This window comes from Acetobacter sp. A11-2 (assembly GCF_040208445.1).
GTDB classification, from domain to species: domain Bacteria; phylum Pseudomonadota; class Alphaproteobacteria; order Acetobacterales; family Acetobacteraceae; genus Acetobacter; species Acetobacter oryzoeni.
In genome coordinates, this window is the sequence record NZ_CP157843.1 from 1,646,700 (window position 1) to 1,662,213 (window position 15,514).

Annotated in this window: 21 protein-coding genes; 6 read left to right on the forward strand and 15 right to left on the reverse strand. The window is 57.7% G+C overall.

Features of this window, described 5'->3' with window-relative positions:
- Positions 1–23 precede the first annotated feature (23 nt).
- Entirely contained in the window at positions 24–326 is a 303-nt protein-coding gene (locus tag ABNV41_RS07845) for a hypothetical protein (RefSeq protein ID WP_050819407.1), read from the reverse strand.
- A gap of 347 nt (positions 327–673) precedes the next feature.
- Between ABNV41_RS07845 and hpf the strand changes: the two genes are divergently transcribed.
- Entirely contained in the window at positions 674–1,294 is a 621-nt protein-coding gene (gene hpf / locus ABNV41_RS07850) for a ribosome hibernation-promoting factor, HPF/YfiA family (protein WP_003622606.1), read from the forward strand.
- Positions 1,295–1,386: 92 nt separating this feature from the next.
- Here the strand turns inward: hpf and ABNV41_RS07855 are convergent, their stop codons facing one another.
- Positions 1,387–1,515 (reverse strand): hypothetical protein, encoded by a 129-nt coding sequence (locus tag ABNV41_RS07855; RefSeq protein WP_349934527.1) that lies wholly within the window; start codon positions 1,513–1,515, stop codon positions 1,387–1,389.
- A 112-nt stretch (positions 1,516–1,627) separates the two neighbouring features.
- Between ABNV41_RS07855 and ABNV41_RS07860 the strand changes: the two genes are divergently transcribed.
- Complete coding sequence (locus ABNV41_RS07860; RefSeq protein WP_349935084.1) at positions 1,628–2,623, forward strand: IS481 family transposase; 996 nt, start codon at positions 1,628–1,630, stop codon at positions 2,621–2,623.
- On the opposite strand, the gene ABNV41_RS07865 is transcribed toward ABNV41_RS07860, so the two are convergent.
- Positions 2,590–2,742, reverse strand: a complete 153-nt coding sequence (locus ABNV41_RS07865; protein ID WP_349934528.1) for a hypothetical protein — start codon at positions 2,740–2,742, stop codon at positions 2,590–2,592. The two genes, ABNV41_RS07860 and ABNV41_RS07865, sit on opposite strands and share 34 nt — an antisense overlap.
- Positions 2,743–2,760: 18 nt before the next feature.
- Positions 2,761–3,270 (reverse strand): Hsp20 family protein, encoded by a 510-nt coding sequence (locus tag ABNV41_RS07870; protein ID WP_035362006.1) that lies wholly within the window; start codon positions 3,268–3,270, stop codon positions 2,761–2,763.
- Positions 3,271–3,508: 238 nt separating this feature from the next.
- Here ABNV41_RS07870 and def point away from each other — a divergent pair, with 238 nt between their 5' ends.
- From def to truA, 3 genes are read left to right on the forward strand one after another with little or no spacing between them, the layout of a single operon-like run.
- Positions 3,509–4,069 (forward strand): peptide deformylase, encoded by a 561-nt coding sequence (def, locus tag ABNV41_RS07875; protein ID WP_042788625.1) that lies wholly within the window; start codon positions 3,509–3,511, stop codon positions 4,067–4,069.
- Between the two features lie 19 nt (positions 4,070–4,088).
- On the forward strand, positions 4,089–5,027 hold the full coding sequence (gene fmt, locus ABNV41_RS07880; protein WP_050819405.1) for a methionyl-tRNA formyltransferase: 939 nt from the start codon (positions 4,089–4,091) through the stop codon (positions 5,025–5,027).
- Positions 5,024–5,812 (forward strand): tRNA pseudouridine(38-40) synthase TruA, encoded by a 789-nt coding sequence (gene truA / locus ABNV41_RS07885; RefSeq protein ID WP_050819404.1) that lies wholly within the window; start codon positions 5,024–5,026, stop codon positions 5,810–5,812. Before fmt ends, truA begins: the two co-directional genes overlap by 4 nt.
- Before the next feature lie 24 nt (positions 5,813–5,836).
- Here the strand turns inward: truA and ABNV41_RS07890 are convergent, their stop codons facing one another.
- The 8 genes from ABNV41_RS07890 to rpmH all read right to left on the reverse strand — a co-directional run bounded on the left by ABNV41_RS07890 (position 5,837) and on the right by rpmH (position 12,696).
- Positions 5,837–6,460 (reverse strand): hypothetical protein, encoded by a 624-nt coding sequence (locus tag ABNV41_RS07890; RefSeq protein WP_349934529.1) that lies wholly within the window; start codon positions 6,458–6,460, stop codon positions 5,837–5,839.
- A complete protein-coding gene (gene dapE, locus ABNV41_RS07895) occupies positions 6,457–7,632 on the reverse strand; it encodes a succinyl-diaminopimelate desuccinylase (protein ID WP_349934530.1) in 1,176 nt (391 codons plus the stop codon). Before dapE ends, ABNV41_RS07890 begins: the two co-directional genes overlap by 4 nt.
- Positions 7,633–7,670: 38 nt before the next feature.
- Complete coding sequence (gene dapD / locus ABNV41_RS07900) at positions 7,671–8,519, reverse strand: 2,3,4,5-tetrahydropyridine-2,6-dicarboxylate N-succinyltransferase (protein WP_003622584.1); 849 nt, start codon at positions 8,517–8,519, stop codon at positions 7,671–7,673.
- A gap of 135 nt (positions 8,520–8,654) precedes the next feature.
- A complete protein-coding gene (argB, locus tag ABNV41_RS07905; RefSeq protein WP_050820355.1) occupies positions 8,655–9,572 on the reverse strand; it encodes an acetylglutamate kinase in 918 nt (305 codons plus the stop codon).
- Between the two features lie 31 nt (positions 9,573–9,603).
- On the reverse strand, positions 9,604–10,287 hold the full coding sequence (yihA, locus tag ABNV41_RS07910; RefSeq protein WP_050819401.1) for a ribosome biogenesis GTP-binding protein YihA/YsxC: 684 nt from the start codon (positions 10,285–10,287) through the stop codon (positions 9,604–9,606).
- Complete coding sequence (gene yidC / locus ABNV41_RS07915; protein WP_050819400.1) at positions 10,284–12,035, reverse strand: membrane protein insertase YidC; 1,752 nt, start codon at positions 12,033–12,035, stop codon at positions 10,284–10,286. The genes yihA and yidC overlap by 4 nt, the downstream gene beginning before the upstream one ends.
- A 122-nt stretch (positions 12,036–12,157) precedes the next feature.
- On the reverse strand, positions 12,158–12,538 hold the full coding sequence (rnpA, locus tag ABNV41_RS07920; protein ID WP_050793129.1) for a ribonuclease P protein component: 381 nt from the start codon (positions 12,536–12,538) through the stop codon (positions 12,158–12,160).
- A 23-nt stretch (positions 12,539–12,561) separates the two neighbouring features.
- Positions 12,562–12,696, reverse strand: coding sequence for a 50S ribosomal protein L34 (gene rpmH / locus ABNV41_RS07925; protein ID WP_003622574.1), 135 nt, complete (start codon positions 12,694–12,696; stop codon positions 12,562–12,564).
- A 121-nt stretch (positions 12,697–12,817) separates the two neighbouring features.
- Here rpmH and ABNV41_RS07930 point away from each other — a divergent pair, with 121 nt between their 5' ends.
- A complete protein-coding gene (locus tag ABNV41_RS07930) occupies positions 12,818–13,246 on the forward strand; it encodes a hypothetical protein (RefSeq protein WP_196332530.1) in 429 nt (142 codons plus the stop codon).
- Positions 13,247–13,254: 8 nt separating this feature from the next.
- On the opposite strand, the gene gloA is transcribed toward ABNV41_RS07930, so the two are convergent.
- From gloA to lpxA, 3 genes are read right to left on the reverse strand one after another with little or no spacing between them, the layout of a single operon-like run.
- Positions 13,255–13,647 carry a lactoylglutathione lyase gene (gloA, locus tag ABNV41_RS07935; protein WP_003622570.1) on the reverse strand — a complete coding sequence of 131 codons (393 nt, stop codon included), beginning with the start codon at positions 13,645–13,647 and terminating at the stop codon, positions 13,255–13,257.
- A gap of 24 nt (positions 13,648–13,671) precedes the next feature.
- Positions 13,672–14,529, reverse strand: coding sequence for an LpxI family protein (locus ABNV41_RS07940; RefSeq protein ID WP_050819398.1), 858 nt, complete (start codon positions 14,527–14,529; stop codon positions 13,672–13,674).
- Positions 14,526–15,383, reverse strand: a complete 858-nt coding sequence (gene lpxA / locus ABNV41_RS07945; protein WP_050820354.1) for an acyl-ACP--UDP-N-acetylglucosamine O-acyltransferase — start codon at positions 15,381–15,383, stop codon at positions 14,526–14,528. The genes ABNV41_RS07940 and lpxA overlap by 4 nt, the downstream gene beginning before the upstream one ends.
- Positions 15,384–15,514: the final 131 nt, after the last annotated feature.

Consider the following 15,514-nt stretch of genomic DNA (forward strand, 5'->3'; position numbering starts at 1 on the left):
TCCCGACAGATGAAGACTAATTTCTAACGGCGATGCCCCGCATGGCGCAGCACCAGTTTTGGTGGCGGGAACGAAACTGGCGCAGGCTGCACAAGCACAGGCTCAACAGGTGGCGGCGCAGGCGGAAGCACCATGGGCACCTTGATAAACCGAATAGCAACACGTGCTGCCGGGTTAGGCCGTGGGGCTATTTTTTCATGCGCCAGATGCCAGACAAATGCGCCATACAGCAGGCCAAGCCCAGCCATACAGCCCAGCTTAACACGCACCATCTGCCCACGTGGCATTTTAGGCATTTCAACCGGCGGAGCAGAGCGCAGCAGCATGGAAAATATACTCTCCTGTCAGAAAAAACATCGTTTCGGCAGACAGGCTGCCCCGTACCATTCTGGCTTTAATGTTTATTGTTAGGCACGCCTGTTTGCCCACTGCAAGCCTGCTGAGCGCTTTTTACACAGCCATGCAACCGGGAGGCCCAGCCCTGCATTATATTTGAAACAAAGGCATGGACACCAACCGCCACCCATGCCCAAATATGAAGGAAGCGTTACAGACACTTCGCGTAACGTAACAAGGCTAGCCAGTTGAACCTGAAAAAACCCGGTTCTGGTATGGCACCGGTGTTTATTCAGATCTGGAGATTCTGCCACTTAGCAGCAAGGAACGACGTTCTATGCATATTCAGGTTTCAGGTAAACAAATTGATCTGTCCGATGCTCTCAAGCACCGGGTCAATTCCCACCTTGGCAACCTAGCGGAACGATATTTTGACAAAGCCCTGCAAGCACAGGTGACATTTAGCAAGGCGCGTTCGTTCTTTACCTGCGATATCAATGTGCGCACAGGCAGCGGCCTTGTGTTGCGCGGTGAAGGCGAAGCCGCAGATGCCAATGGCGCATTTGATGATGCCGCCGAACATATTGCCAAACGCCTGCGCCGGTATAACCGCCGCGTTACATCCCATGCGCGTGGTGCGCAGCGGCAGGCAGCCGCCCAAAGTGGGCGCACCTATGTGCTGCAACCGCTTAATGAAGACCCGCTACCCTCTGAAAACAGTGCGGAAAAACCCGTGCTGGCCACCCAGCCAGAAGGCACGGATACAGAAACCTTTGCCGCCATTATTGCCGAACAACCCACGGATATTCCCGTACTCAGCGTGGGTGAAGCCGTGATGCGGCTTGATCTGGCAGGCATTTCCTTCCTGCTGTTCCGCAACGCGGCCAATGAGCAGGTCAGCCTGGTTTACCGGCGCAATGATGGCAATATCGGGTGGATTGATACCAACCCACGCTAAGCCACTAGCGTGATACGCATAAAAAAAGGATCGGCTCTGGCCGATCCTTTTTCTCTGTCTGGCAAAGCTGAATGGCCCTTGCGCCGCTGCTGTTACTGCAAGCTGGCGGGGATCATATCATTCTGCACAATAGCGCCCCATGCGGTTTCAAGATCTTCCACTACCGCCAGCAAAGACCCGTCCGCCGCGTAAATGGCGCAACCAATTTCATCATCTTCCATCAGCGCCGGGCGCGTATAGGTGTCAGGTTGTGAGACGTCATTGGGATGATGTAGCGTGGGCGATACCGCGTTATGCTTCGTTGTTTTCTTCCGTTTGCAGGGAGACCGAATGATGCTTCAGATCCACCCACAGGCACGCACGACACCGGCTGTCCGGGCTGAGATAGCTCGTTCGTCAGAACCGACATCCGTGCTCGCCAGACGCTACGGGATCAGCGATGAAACAGTCCGCAAGTGGCGCAGGCGTGGTTCGGACGCCTGTCAGGACCGCAGCAGCCGTCCCTGGAGGCTGGCCTGGAAAGCCTCGGAGGAGGAGCGCGCCATTGTCTGTCAGCTTCGGCGTTCTACCGGTTTTGGTCTGGATGATCTGACCTTTGTCTTACGGCATTTCCTGCCGCATCTGAACCGGGACAATATCTGGCGGATACTGAAAGACGCCGGATTGAACAGGCTGCCTCCTGTTCCAAAGGCCGGACCAGTTCGGGGACAGGGAAAGTTCCGCGATTACGATCCCGGTTATGTCCATATCGATGTGAAACATCTGCCAAAATTACAGACAGCAGATGGGGACCGGCGGAAACGTTTTCTGTATGTCGCCATCGATCGCTGTTCCCGTTCAGTGCACCTGGCTGTTTATGACGCGGAAAATGCGGATAATTCCGTTGATTTCCTCAATGCCGTCAAATCGGCCTTTCCTTTCCGGATCACCCATATCCTGACCGATCGTGGCTCCTGCTTTACAGCGGACGCCTTCGAAAAAGCCTGTCATGACATGGGAATCGACCGACGCCGGACCAAGGCTTACTCCCCTCAGACCAATGGAATGGTGGAACGCTTCAATGGCCGTGTCGCTACAGAAGTACTGCAGGTCTGTGTCTCAAACCATGAAGATCTGGAAATTCTGCTCAGAGGCTTCTGTTTCGCCTACAATCATCGCCCGCAGCGTGTTCTGGGCGGCATCGCTCCCGCCCAATGCATCATCTCATGGCTTGAAAAACATCCCGCGTCACGTAATCAAGACTATATCAAACCGGCTGGTCGTGACATCATGAAACAGGTCGACGAAATCCTTGATTACGCCAATGACGTCTCACAACCTGACATATAGGCAACCTCCCGCAGCCCAAGGGAGCGGAACTGGCTTTCTGAAAGCTGGCGAACATTTGCTGGGCGTTCAGCCGCATGCGGCATAACGGGGGCGCTACCGTTGTAGATGGAACTTTTCATGGCGTCCTCCTTATTGGGTCAGCTTTCATCCACGTCCATCACTGGGCGCAGCATGCGCGATGAGCGGGCTTTCAGCACGCTGCCATTACCGGCAGCAGGCGCGCGGCCATTTTTTTGCCCACCCTGCACAATTTCAATGCGTTTGACACGCACCTCCGGCTGGGGGCGGAACAGGTCTATATGCAACAGACCGTTATCCAGCCACGCCCCGCCAATTTCTATCCCTTCCGCCAGCACAAAGGCTTTCTGAAACTGGCGGGAGGCAATGCCCCGGTGCAGAAAAACGCGTTCTTCTCCGTCTTCCATCTGCCGGCCACGAATAACAAGCTGATTATCTTCCTGCGTAATCTGCAAGTCATCCATTTTAAAGCCTGCTACGGCCAAAGTGATCCGCAGGCCGTTGGGGGCAATCTGCTCAATGTTATAGGGCGGATATCCATCGCCCGATCCCTTGCTGGCGCGTTCGAGCATCTGCTCAAGATGATCAAACCCTAAAAACATGGGTGAGCCAAACAGTCTTCCAGACATCCAAGCCTCCTCCTTCCTTGAGCGAGACAGAAAAATCAGACCCGTTACGGCATCTGATCTTATCACGATATGGGATAGGCCCGCTGACACGCAACCCCGCCCCCATGCCTGTATTCGGCCATATGGGGGTATTGGACAACACACTGTGGCGCACAGGCAACAGGTTTTAAGGCCAGAGGCAGATTTTCCCTGTGTTTTTCTCTGGCATCAGGCGCGGCGGAACGCTACATCCCGCAGTATGACACACGCAGCCAATACAGACATCTCTTTTTCTGCTGCATCGGATGGCGCAGCACCCCTTCAGATCCTTACGCCGCCGCACCCCGTGCTGCGCCAGAAGGCGCGGCTGGTGAAGCCGGAGGACGTGGCAGACATTCGCAAGATTCTGCCCAACATGTTCTCGGCCATGTATCAGGCCCCCGGCATTGGGCTTGCAGCACCGCAGGTGGGCCTGAGCCAGCGCTTTATTCTGGTTGATCTGGGAGAAAAAGACGCGCGGGACCCGATTGTCATGATCAACCCCGAAGTGATTGCCGAAACCGAAGACATGGCCGTGCGGGAAGAAGGCTGCCTCTCCCTGCCCAACCAGTATGCAGAAGTGGTGCGCCCGGAAAAGATTCGCGTGCGCTGGAACAACGTGAATGGTGATGTGGTGGAGCGCGAAGCCGAAGGCCTGCTGGCCACCTGCATCCAGCATGAAATAGACCATCTGGAAGGCGTGCTGTTTGTAGATCACCTTTCCGCCCTGCGCCGCAACATGATCCTGCGCCGGCTGGCCAAGGAACTGAAGCGTAAATAAGCCTGAGGGGCCGCCAACCATGCGTCTTGTCTTTATGGGCACGCCGGACTTTTCCGTTCCGGCGCTGCGTGCGCTCCATGCTGCGGGGCACGAAATTGTGGCTGTGTACTGTCAGCCCCCGCGCCCCGCAGGACGCGGCAAAAAGCTTCAGGCTTCCCCCGTGCAACAGGCGGCGGAAGAACTGGGGCTGCTGGTGCGCCACCCGCTCTCGCTCCGTAAAAATGAGCCCGAATGGGCAGATTTTGCAGCACTACAGGCAGATGCCGCCATTGTGGCCGCCTATGGGCTTATTCTGCCCCAACCCATGCTGGATGCCCCACGCCTTGGCTGCCTGAACATTCATGCCAGCCTGCTGCCACGCTGGCGCGGCGCCTCCCCCATCCAGAGCGCCATTCTGGCCGGAGATACGCAAAGCGGTGTGACCATCATGCAGATGGAAGCCGGGCTGGATACAGGCCCCATGCTGCTGCGTGAAGCCGTGCCCATTACCGCCAGCACAACAGCCACCAGCCTGCATGATGCCCTTAGCGCATTGGGGGCAGATATGGCGTTGCGTGTGCTGGCCGATATGCCCACACCCACTCCGCAGCCGGAAGAAGGCGTTACCTACGCCCCGCGTCTCACGCGTGAAGATGGGCGCATAGACTGGGCCAAAACCGCCACGGAAATAGACCGCCAGATTCGCGCGCTCACCCCGTGGCCCGGCACCTTTACCACCCTGCCCGATGGCACAGTGCTGAAAATTGGCGCAGCCACCCCGCTGCCCGATGCCAAACACACCGCCCAACCCGGCACAGTGCTGGATGATGCCCTCACCATTGCCTGTGGCAGCGGTGCTGTACGGCTCAGCCGGCTGCAAAAACCGGGCCGCGGCATGATGGATGCCGATGCCTTTTTGCGTGGCCAGCCATTGCCCGCTGGCACGCTTTTAGGGGCCAAGCAGCAAAACCCCGCATGATGGAAGAAGAACTCGCCCCCGTTCAGCGTTGGGCCGTGAAACTGGAATACGATGGCACCGGCCTTGTGGGCTGGCAGCGCCAGAAATCTGGCGTTTCCGTTCAGTCTTTGCTGGAAGAGGCTGCTGCACGGCTGGCCAACAACCGCCCCGTAAGCAGCATTACCGCCGGGCGCACGGATTCCGGCGTGCATGCGCTGGCACAGGTGGCGCATCTGGATTTTCCTGCTGATGTGCGTTTCTCCCGCCATTCTGTGCGGGAGGGGCTAAGCTATCACCTCAAACCCCACAACGTGGTGGTGCTGGATGCCGCGCAGGTTGATACAGACTGGAGCGCACGTTTTTCTGCCATATGGCGCTCATACCAGTATCGTATTCTCAACCGTCGCTCGCGCCCCACCTTGCTGGCTGGGCAGGTGTGGCACGTTAAAAGCACGCTGGATGTGGAAAAAATGCAGGAAGCGGCCAATATTCTGGTGGGCTCGCATGATTTCACATCTTTCCGCGCCGTGGCCTGCCAGGCCCACAGCCCTCTGCGCACGCTGGATCAGCTGGAAGTTTCCCGCCACGGGGATGAGGTGATTGTTTTTGCCAAGGCCCGTTCCTTTTTGCACCATCAGGTGCGGAACATGGTGGGCACACTTAAACTTGTGGGAATTGGGGCGTGGCAGCCAGAACGCGTTGCAGATGCGCTAGAAGCCCGCAACCGCTGCGCCGCAGGCCCTACCGCCCCGCCAGAGGGGCTTTACCTAAACGGCGTGGGGTATGATCCAGACCCGTTTGACTAAAACAGGTCTGGCACAAAACTTTCTTCAGGAATTGTTCATTACAATCATGGGCTGAAGCAGATCAGTCAGCACCTTGTAATGGGGCGGCAGCAGTGCGGCCAAACCATACAGCGCCAGTGTGGCCAGCAGCACAGAGGCATACAGCACAAAGGCACGCCCACCGCTAATGTTTAAGCCCACACGGGCCACAGACCATTGCAGCCAGAGTTCATATACAGCCGCCGTCATTACCAACGCGGCCATAAAGCCCGGCTGTTGTGCAATGGCGGGAAACAGCAGAGCTGCTATAAGCGTGGCCGCCAGAGAAATCAGCACCACCACCCAGTTGCACCATGTGGCGGCCGTAATATAGCGCAGCCACAGCACGCCACGCCCCCATCTCTGGGCGTAAAAATGAGAGACAACGGCAGGCAGCAAGGTGACACACAAGGAAAGCAGAACCTTGATAAGCGCCATGATCTTGTCGGTCTGGAGGAAAACCTGCATCAGCCCGACCACCAAAAACGCCAACTGCGGCGCAAGTGCTGCGCCAAAGGCATCCAGCGTGCTATCAAAACACGCCATGCCATCTCGGCGCCCACTGGCCAGCAGCAACATGCCCTGCAATGTACGCCGGATTACACCGGGCTTGCTGGTATCGGGAATCATGCCTGCGCTCCTTCCAGAAAAGTCTGATAGATCCGTGTCAGCATTTCCAGATCCGCAACATCCGTGTGTTCATCAACTTTATGAATACTCGCGCCCACCAGCCCGAATTCAGAAACCGCACAATACCGGCTGATAAAGCGCGCATCCGATGTGCCGCCCCCGGTATCCAGCTTGGGCGTGCGGCCCGTAACCTGCTTGATAGCCTCTACAAGGGCCGTGGTTTCCTGCGTGGGGGACGTAAGGAAAGATTCGCCACTTATCTTGATTTCCACGCATGAACGCGGGGCATGCTGGCGGCAAATGGTTTCTACCCACCCCTTTAGCGCGGCCCCTGTGTGCAAATCATTAAACCGAATGTTCAGCCGTGCTTCGGCCCGTGCGGGAATGACGTTTGTAGCCCCATTGCCCACATCCACACTGGTAATCTGAAGGCTGGAGGGTTCAAAATACTCGGTGCCGTTATCCAGCGGTGTGGCGCGCAAAGCCTCCAGCACCGCCAGCAGGCGATGCACCGGGTTATCTGCCCGGTGGGGATAGGCCACGTGGCCCTGCGTACCTTCCACCACAATATGCGCGTTTAAGCTGCCACGGCGGCCAACCTTCACCATCTCGCCCAATACCTTGGGGTTGGTGGGTTCACCTACCAGACAGTAATCCGGGATCTGATTGTGCTGTGCCATCCATTCCAGCACCTTTACCGTGCCGTAGGTGGCGGGGCCTTCTTCATCCCCGGTGATCAGAAAACTGATAGAGCCTTTGCCCGGCCCAGCCGCCACATGGCGTGCCACGGCAGACACAAAAGCCGCAATGCCGCCCTTCATGTCACACGCGCCACGGCCATACAGCACGCCATCTACAATATCCGCCGCATATGGGGGGTGAGACCAATCAGCCTCGTTCCCCGGCGGCACCACATCGGTATGGCCAGCGTAGCAGATATGGGGGCTGCCCGTGCCCAGGCGGGCAAAGAAATTGGGCGTGCGCTCCGCACCTTCACCAAAGGGAAGATGCGTCACCTCAAACCCCAAGCGCTCCAGCATGGCTGCAAGCAGATGCTGTGATGCGCCGGGATCTGGCGAGACAGAAGGCAGACGGATAAGCGCCTGCGCCACTCCAACCGGATCTGTCAGTGCCAGATTGACCGGAATATTCACCTGCGCTGCGTCCGCCATGCTTTTCTGCCTCTTTTTTTCGCTTTTAGTCTGCCTGATCAGTCACGCAGCAGATCGTTAATGGAGGTTTTGGAACGTGTGCGTTCGTCCACCCGCTTCACAATCACGGCGCAAGCCAGAGCAGGATTGGGGCGACCATCCGGGCCAACCGGCTTGGAAGACGGCATGGTGCCCGGCACAACAACGGAATAAGCCGGAACGCGGCCCATGTAGATTTCACCCGTTGCACGGTCCACAATCTTGGTGGAAGCGCCAAGGAACACACCCATGGACAGCACGGAGCCGCGCTCCACAATCACGCCTTCTGCCACTTCGGAACGTGCGCCAATGAAGCAGTTATCTTCAATAATCACCGGGGCAGCCTGCAGCGGTTCCAGAACGCCACCAATACCTGCGCCACCGCTGATATGGCAGTTCTTGCCAATCTGGGCACAGCTACCAACAGTGGCCCATGTGTCCACCATGGTGCCGCTATCTACGCGGGCGCCCACGTTTACAAAGCTGGGCATCAGCACAGCGCCGGGGGCAATAAAGGCGGAGCGGCGCACAACAGCGCCCGGCACCACGCGGAAGCCAGCCTTATCAAAACGGGCCTGATCCCAGCCAGCAAACTTCAGCGGCACTTTATCATAAGCCGGGGCACCAGCTGCGCCACCGGGAATGGCCACGCTATCGTTCAGACGGAAGGAAAGCAGAACAGCTTTTTTCAGCCATTCATTCACCTGCCAGCCATCTTCCTTGGGTTCGGCCACACGCAGCGCGCCAGAATCAAGAGCTTCCAGAGCCGTTTCAATGGCTTTGCGGTCTTCCCCCGTTGTAGCGGAGGAAATCTGGTCCCGCTTTTCCCACAGGGCTTCAATATGCGCGCGCAAGGTTTCGTTGGTCATAACACACCGTCAGACAGGATGGACAAACACCGGGCCTGCACCACAGCCCCGGCAGAAAAATACAGAGCGACCATGCGGACACACACGCGGCGTGTCAACGCATGGCACCCCGGAAAATGGCTGGCAACCGCGGCGTTATTCCGCCCGGATCATGGTGCCGGAGCCAGATGCCGTAAACAGTTCCAGCAAGCAGGCATGGGGCATACGGCCATCAATAATCACGGCCGCACGCGCACCGGCCTGCACGGCCTGAATGCAGGTTTCCACTTTGGGGATCATACCGCCAGTAATCACACCATCCTCAATAGCCTGCATGGCCTGCGCGGCTGTGAGTTCAGGTATCAGCTTGCCATCGGCATCCAGCACGCCGGGCACGTCTGTTAGCATCAGCAGGCGTGTGGCATGCACCGCACCAGCTACAGCACCGGCAGCCGTATCGGCGTTGATGTTGTAGGTGGCGCCATCTTCCCCAAAGCCTACCGGCGCAATAACCGGAATAAGGCCGGAACCGGAGAGCGCATAAATCACGCGCGGGTCCACCTTTACGGGTTCGCCCACAAAGCCCAGATCCAGCACGCGTTCAATCTGGCTTTCCGTATCCCGCACGGTGCGTTGCAGCTTGCGGGCGGTAATCATTTTACCGTCCTTGCCGGAAATACCAACAGCCAGCGCGCCTTCACGGCTGATAAGCTCCGCCACTTCCTTGTTCACGGAACCAGCCAGAACCATCTCGATAACATCCACCATATTGGCGTCTGTTACGCGCAGGCCATCTATAAAGGTGGAGGGAATTTCCAGCCGCTTGAGCATCTGGTTAATCTGCGGGCCGCCGCCATGCACCACAACCGGGTTGATGCCCACCAGCTTAAGCAGCGCAATATCCCGCCCAAAGGTTTTGGCCAGATCTGCATTGCCCATGGCGTGGCCACCATACTTGACCACAATGGTATCCCCCGCATAGCGGCGCAGATACGGCAAGGCTCCGGCCAGAATGGCGGCTTCCTGCGCCGCATCATGATGGGAATGGGAAGAAGGAACCCGTGGTTCTGTCATGCTCTGCACTTCCTGCTTGTCATCAATCAGATCATGGCGCCTTGGGCAGGGCAAATTCTGCCAGTTCCGCCCGCAAGCCCTTAATACCTTCACCTGTCTGGCTGCTTGTTAAGGACAGGTAGGGAAAAGCCGCGGGGTGGCGGCGAATTTCCGCTTCAACTTCTGCCTGCTTGCGTGCCAGCGGGCCGGGTTTAACGCTATCGCACTTGGTCAGCACCACCTGAAAGCTGACAGCTGCCTTATCCAGCAGGTCCATCACTTCCAGATCATGCGCCTTCATTTCCACCCGCGCATCAAGCAGCAGCACAACACGCTGCAAACTTGGCCGACCGCGCAGGTAATCAAACATCATATCCTGCCAGTCTTCCTTTACGGATTTGGCAGCCTTTGCGTAGCCATAACCCGGCATATCCACTAGCATCAGCCGGTCTGCCAGATTGAAGAAGTTGAGCTGCTTGGTGCGCCCCGGCTCGGAAGAGGCCCGCGCCAGCGTTTTGCGGCCCGTAAGTGCGTTCACCAAGCTGGACTTGCCCACATTGGAGCGCCCGGCAAACGCAATTTCCGGCAGGGTTTGCGGCGGCAGTTGCCCCAGCTTTTGCGCGCCAAACACAAATTCGCATGAACCCGCAAAAAGCCGCCGCCCCTCTTCCAGGGCGGCGGCAATACGGGCTTCATCCTTTAGTTCTCGGAAAGAGGATGCGGCATCATCTGTCATTTGGGCTTAACCAGTTGGGGTTTGGCATCTGCCGCTTTCAGACGGGAGATGATGATAACCTGCTGCACAGCCGTAAGGATGTTGCTCCAGCAGTAATAAATCACCAGCCCGACCGGCTGCCGCGCCATGAAGAACGTGAACAGCAGCGGAATGAACATCATCACCTTCTGCTGTGATGGGTCCATGTTGGCAGAGCTGGAGCTCACCTTCTGCATCAGGAACAGCGTGGCACCATACATGATCGGCCAAGCGCCCAGCGCCAGAAACGGCGTGATGTGCGTGGGATCAAACGGCACAAGGCCAAACAGATTGAACAGGTTGGTGGGGTCTGGTGCAGAAAGATCCTTCACCCAGCCCACAAACGGTGCGTGCCGCATTTCGATGGTGACATACAGGTCCTTATACAAGCACCAGAACACAGGCGCCTGAATAAGCAGCGGCAGAAAGCCCCCGAACAGATTGACGTTTTCCTGCCGATACAGCGCCATAATCTGCTGCTGCATGGCCATCGGGTCATCCTTCAGGCGGGAGCGGATCAGGTCCACCTGCGGCTTCAGGCGCGCTGTTTTCCATGTCATGCGCATCTGCTTGATGGTGAGCGGCAGGAAGGCCACCTTCACAATCACGGTAAACGTCAGCAGGGCCAGACCAAAGCTGCCCAGATGCTCGTTCAGCCAGTCCAGCACAAAGAACACGGGACGGGTGAGGAAGGAAAGCCAGCCAAAGTCCACTGCTTTCCAGAACATCGGCACGTGCAGGTCTTTTTCATACTGCTCAAGCAGCCGCACTTCCTTGGCACCCGCAAACACGTGGGCCTCGGTAGAGGCTGTCTGTCCCGCAGCCACCTGCACAGGTGCCGTAGCCGTAAAGCCAACCTGATACGTGCCTTGCGCCGCCTGAAAACCATAGGTGCCAATTACGTTGGCGTTCTGGTCTGGCAGCACGGCCATCAGCCAGTATTTGTCTGTAATGCCAGCCCAGCCGCCGGTGCCCTGATGGCTCCATGCAATGTTGTCTGGCGGCACGCCACCTGTGCGCACCGTTTTGTAGGAACCTTCGTTCAGGCGGCCATCAATCACCGAGATCGGGCCTTCATGCACCAGCATGCCGCCGGTTTCTTCCGGCGTGTAGCCACGGTTTACACGGTAGAAAGGATACAGCGCCACAGCCTGCCCGGTGCTGTTGTGCACCTGCTGGCTGATGGTGAACATGTAGTTCTGATCCACCGACAGGCGGATATCAAAGGTCAGCCCCTGCCCGTTATCCCAAGAAAGGGTAAGCGGGTGTTCGGCATCCATCTGGTTGCCAGAGGCTTTCCACAATGTGTTGGCATCTGGCAGACGCACAGAAACATCGGACGGCGCACGCCAGCCGAAATCTACATAATCTGCATGGGTGGAAGCAGAGTTGAGAACACGCACATCCGGGCTATCTGGCTTTACGGTTTCCCGATAATGCTTGAGCACCAGATCATCCAGCCGTGCGCCACGCAGGTTAAGCGTGCCCTGTACGGCGGGGGCGTTAATGGCCACTCGGGTTTCCGGGCCATCCTTTATGGGGGCTGCGGCTTCTGCCTGCGTGTTTTCAGCCGGAGCAGCCGCACCAGAAGAAGCCGGTGCCGGAGGCGCTACCGCATGCACACCCGGCTGCGGCGGTGGCACGGGCTGATGCTGCGGGAATAGATAGTCATACCCGATAAGTACCAGAGCTGACAGCGCTGTTGCCAGTATCAGACGTTTTGAATCCATAAGCTCCGGCCTTGCGGCCCCCTGCACATACAAATTGGAAAACTTAACACCCGTAAAAAACCCGGAGTCTTAAACGGCATACAGGTTCCAGCGCAGGACGCACACGAATGCAAGGCAGGATATCAGGAATCCCGCTGGCACAACGCTAATGCTTTACGGAAATCAGCCACCAGCGCCACAAATGGGCGATTTATGGTGGCGCTACGGCCTATAAGAACAAGGTCCAGACCGTTTAGCGGCGTATCGGCTTCTACAATACGCACAACTTCGCGCAACCTGCGGCGCACGCGGTTACGCACCACGGAGTTGCCGACCTTTTTGGTAACCGTAAAGCCCACACGCGCGACATCCGTATCCGGACGCCGGAAAAGCTGCAAAACAAGCCCCGGCACAGGCGCTTTACGCCCGCGAGAAGCCAGAAAGAGGAATTGCTTCCTCTTTTTAAGCCGCAGAGATCTTGCAGATTCCGCCGCTGGCTGCTCCTGCGCTGCAGGCCCGTCCATCAAGCCGGACTGCCGGGCAGTTCTTACGCGGAAAGGCGCTTACGGCCTTTGGAACGACGGTTGCCAATGATCTTGCGGCCACCAACGGTTGCCATACGCGCGCGGAACCCGTGACGACGCTTGCGAACCAGCCGGGACGGTTGATAAGTGCGCTTCATGGCGGCACTCCCTTACTATTTGAATACGGTTATCCGGTGGCCTGTTAAAGACCACGCCTCTTGAAGCTGCGGCTTATAGAGTTCAGATAAGGAACCGTCAATCTATACCGTAGAGTCGTGAATGCAGCCTTGCGGCAGAATCCCCCGCAAGATGGAGAAAAACATGAACAACATGCCCTTTCCTATCCGTGCCGCAGCCGTTATTTTCTGCCTGCCTGTAGCGGGTGCTGTGCTGGCCGGAGTGCTGGGGCTGTCTTTCCCCGCAGCATTAGGGCCAATTATGTGCGCCGCAGCTTTGGGCGCATGGCTGGGCATCAAGCTTCAGCCTCATCATGCCACTGCACCTGCTCCGGTGGCAGCACCTCAGGCGCCTGCCCCCACAGCGGATTCCAAATTGCGGCATGATATTCGGGGCATTGTTTCCCCCGCCATGCTGGCAGCAGAGCAACTTGATATGTCTGCCGACCCAGCGGTGCAGACAGCCGCCAAAACCATTAATGATTCGCTAGACCGCCTGACGGCACGCCTCAAGCAGCGCCCGCAAAGCTGAACAGCCTTTTATTCAGCGCGTTCGATCAACTCGACCTTATAGCCATCGGGGTCTTCAACAAAGGCAATCACGGTGGTGCCAAATTTTACTGGCCCGGCTTCCCGCGTTACCTTGCCACCACCGGCCCGCACGCGCGCAACCATTTCCGCCACATTGGGCACGCCTACGGCAAAATGGCCAAACCCGGTGCCCAGCTCATAGCCGTCATCTTCGCCCCAGTTATAGGTCAGTTCAATTTCAGCCTGCCCGGCGGCGTTATCTGCATAGCCAATAAACACCAGCGTATAACGCCCTTCCGGCACCTCGCGCCGGCGGAGTTCGTGCATGCCCAGCAGCTTATAAAACGCCAGACTTTTTTCCAGATTGCGAACCCGCACCATGGTGTGCAGAAAACTTGCCATCTGTTTGCTCCCTATTTTGAAGTATCAGGCAGGCGGTGTGCTTGATCCTGCACCTTCAACAGGATCAAAAGCCAGAAGAAACAGGCCTAGCCGGTCTGCTTCCTCTATACAGCGCTGCCTGTCTGTCAGCAGCGTGTGGGCGGCCTCAAACGCAATGCCGCGTAGGCCTGCCGCATGCGCGTTCTGCACCGTTACAGGCCCTATTGTGGGCATGTCTGCCCGTTTTTCCTGCCCCGGCTTGAGCATTTTTACCAGAACGCCGCCTTCACCCGGCTGCCTGCATTCTCCTGCGCGGGCCAGCATGCGGTCTGTGCCTTCCATGGCTTCCACCGTCAGCACCACGCCATTTTGCACCACGCAGCCCTGCCCTATGTCCAGCCGCCCCAGCGCCTGCACCACGGTTATGCCACGCTGAATATCGGCCTGTGCCTGCGCATCTGGCTGCACGCGCCCCAGCACGCCCGGTTGCGCCACAGCCTGCGTGAGAAATTCATGCGCCCCACGAATGTGAAAGCCTTCCTCACCCAAAAGACGCACAAGGGCACCCAGCAGGCCATCATCCCCTGCAAACAGGGCACGCCCCAAACGCGCCATAATGCGCGCACCCTCGGCATCTGGCCGCAAATTGCGCAAGGAAGGCCGGCGGATTGGCCCGATAAGAACCAGATCCGAACAGTTGTGTTGCTTCAAAAGGGAGAGCATGCGCCCGGCTGCACCCAGCCGAACAAATTCGTGCGGCCAAGGGCCTATCACATCGGGTTCGGCAAAACCTTCAAACCCGAGAATAAATACGGGGCGCCCTGCTGCAGCGGCCGCTTCTGCCACTCTGCCCGGCAGAGGGCCGCCGCCTGCAAGAATACCAACAGCAGAAGGAGTGCTCACGCGCCCTCGGTTTCTGCGCGCTCCAGATCCTGCCGTGCGGGGCGCACAAGGCCACGCCGGCTTGGAGCATCTATAAAGTCCAGAATTTCACGCACACGTGGGTTATCACCAAACTCTGTACGCACCCGCTCCAGACGCACAGAAAACGGATCTTCCGCACAGCCATTTTTGGGGTACAGCGTAAGGAATGCCTTGCGCATGCGGTGGATTTCATCAGACTGCACGCCATTGCGGCGCAGCCAGATCCAATGCAGGCCAATCAGCCGCGCACGGTTACCCAGCACACTGCCGTAAGGAATAACATCGGCTTCCACCCCAGCCACACCGCCTACAAGGGCAGCATGCCCGATGCGGACAAACTGATGGATGGCGGCAGAACCCATAATACGGGCATCGTCCTCAATGGTGACATGCCCACCCATCACCACGTTATTCACGATAATAACGCGGTCACCCAGCACGCAATCATGCGCCACGTGGGCGTTGGCCATGATCAGCACATTCTGGCCAACCTTGGTTAAGCCAGAGCCCGTGGCCGTGCCACGATGGATGGTAACGTGTTCACGCACCACCGTGCCAGCCCCGATCTCGCACCGGGTTGGCTCACCTTTATATTTTAGATCCTGCGGGGCCATGCCCACGGTGCAAAACGGAAAATAGCGTGAACCCGCCCCCAGACGCGTGTGGCCATCGACCACCACATGAGAGATCAGTTCAACCCCGTCTTCAATCGTGACATCTGGCCCGACAGAACACCAAGGGCCGATAACCACCCCCTGCCCAAGCCGCGCACCGGGAGCAACAAGAGCCGTTGGGTGGACAACGGTTGATCTGGCTTCCTCTGCAGCGTGCACCAATTCAGTTCCTTATTTCCGTTCACCGTTGGCCGGGCAGATCTGCCCTAACCTTACCCTTTTGCAAAAAATCTGGGCAGTTTAGGGGCAAACCTGACTTGCCTTAACAGAATGATGTGAACAGGCCGGGT

What these genes read in the sequence shown, in the direction of transcription:
- ABNV41_RS07845 (WP_050819407.1), bottom strand. Translation starts at nt 326, where the DNA reads ATGCTGCTGCGCTCTGCTCCGCCGGTTGAAATGCCTAAAATGCCACGT.
- hpf (WP_003622606.1), top strand. Translation starts at nt 674, where the DNA reads ATGCATATTCAGGTTTCAGGTAAACAAATTGATCTGTCCGATGCTCTC.
- ABNV41_RS07855 (WP_349934527.1), bottom strand. Translation starts at nt 1,515, where the DNA reads ATGGAAGATGATGAAATTGGTTGCGCCATTTACGCGGCGGACGGGTCT.
- ABNV41_RS07860 (WP_349935084.1), top strand. Translation starts at nt 1,628, where the DNA reads ATGCTTCAGATCCACCCACAGGCACGCACGACACCGGCTGTCCGGGCT.
- ABNV41_RS07865 (WP_349934528.1), bottom strand. Translation starts at nt 2,742, where the DNA reads ATGAAAAGTTCCATCTACAACGGTAGCGCCCCCGTTATGCCGCATGCG.
- ABNV41_RS07870 (WP_035362006.1), bottom strand. Translation starts at nt 3,270, where the DNA reads ATGTCTGGAAGACTGTTTGGCTCACCCATGTTTTTAGGGTTTGATCAT.
- def (WP_042788625.1), top strand. Translation starts at nt 3,509, where the DNA reads ATGACACACGCAGCCAATACAGACATCTCTTTTTCTGCTGCATCGGAT.
- fmt (WP_050819405.1), top strand. Translation starts at nt 4,089, where the DNA reads ATGCGTCTTGTCTTTATGGGCACGCCGGACTTTTCCGTTCCGGCGCTG.
- truA (WP_050819404.1), top strand. Translation starts at nt 5,024, where the DNA reads ATGATGGAAGAAGAACTCGCCCCCGTTCAGCGTTGGGCCGTGAAACTG.
- ABNV41_RS07890 (WP_349934529.1), bottom strand. Translation starts at nt 6,460, where the DNA reads ATGATTCCCGATACCAGCAAGCCCGGTGTAATCCGGCGTACATTGCAG.
- dapE (WP_349934530.1), bottom strand. Translation starts at nt 7,632, where the DNA reads ATGGCGGACGCAGCGCAGGTGAATATTCCGGTCAATCTGGCACTGACA.
- dapD (WP_003622584.1), bottom strand. Translation starts at nt 8,519, where the DNA reads ATGACCAACGAAACCTTGCGCGCGCATATTGAAGCCCTGTGGGAAAAG.
- argB (WP_050820355.1), bottom strand. Translation starts at nt 9,572, where the DNA reads ATGACAGAACCACGGGTTCCTTCTTCCCATTCCCATCATGATGCGGCG.
- yihA (WP_050819401.1), bottom strand. Translation starts at nt 10,287, where the DNA reads ATGACAGATGATGCCGCATCCTCTTTCCGAGAACTAAAGGATGAAGCC.
- yidC (WP_050819400.1), bottom strand. Translation starts at nt 12,035, where the DNA reads ATGGATTCAAAACGTCTGATACTGGCAACAGCGCTGTCAGCTCTGGTA.
- rnpA (WP_050793129.1), bottom strand. Translation starts at nt 12,538, where the DNA reads ATGGACGGGCCTGCAGCGCAGGAGCAGCCAGCGGCGGAATCTGCAAGA.
- rpmH (WP_003622574.1), bottom strand. Translation starts at nt 12,696, where the DNA reads ATGAAGCGCACTTATCAACCGTCCCGGCTGGTTCGCAAGCGTCGTCAC.
- ABNV41_RS07930 (WP_196332530.1), top strand. Translation starts at nt 12,818, where the DNA reads ATGCAGCCTTGCGGCAGAATCCCCCGCAAGATGGAGAAAAACATGAAC.
- gloA (WP_003622570.1), bottom strand. Translation starts at nt 13,647, where the DNA reads ATGGCAAGTTTTCTGCACACCATGGTGCGGGTTCGCAATCTGGAAAAA.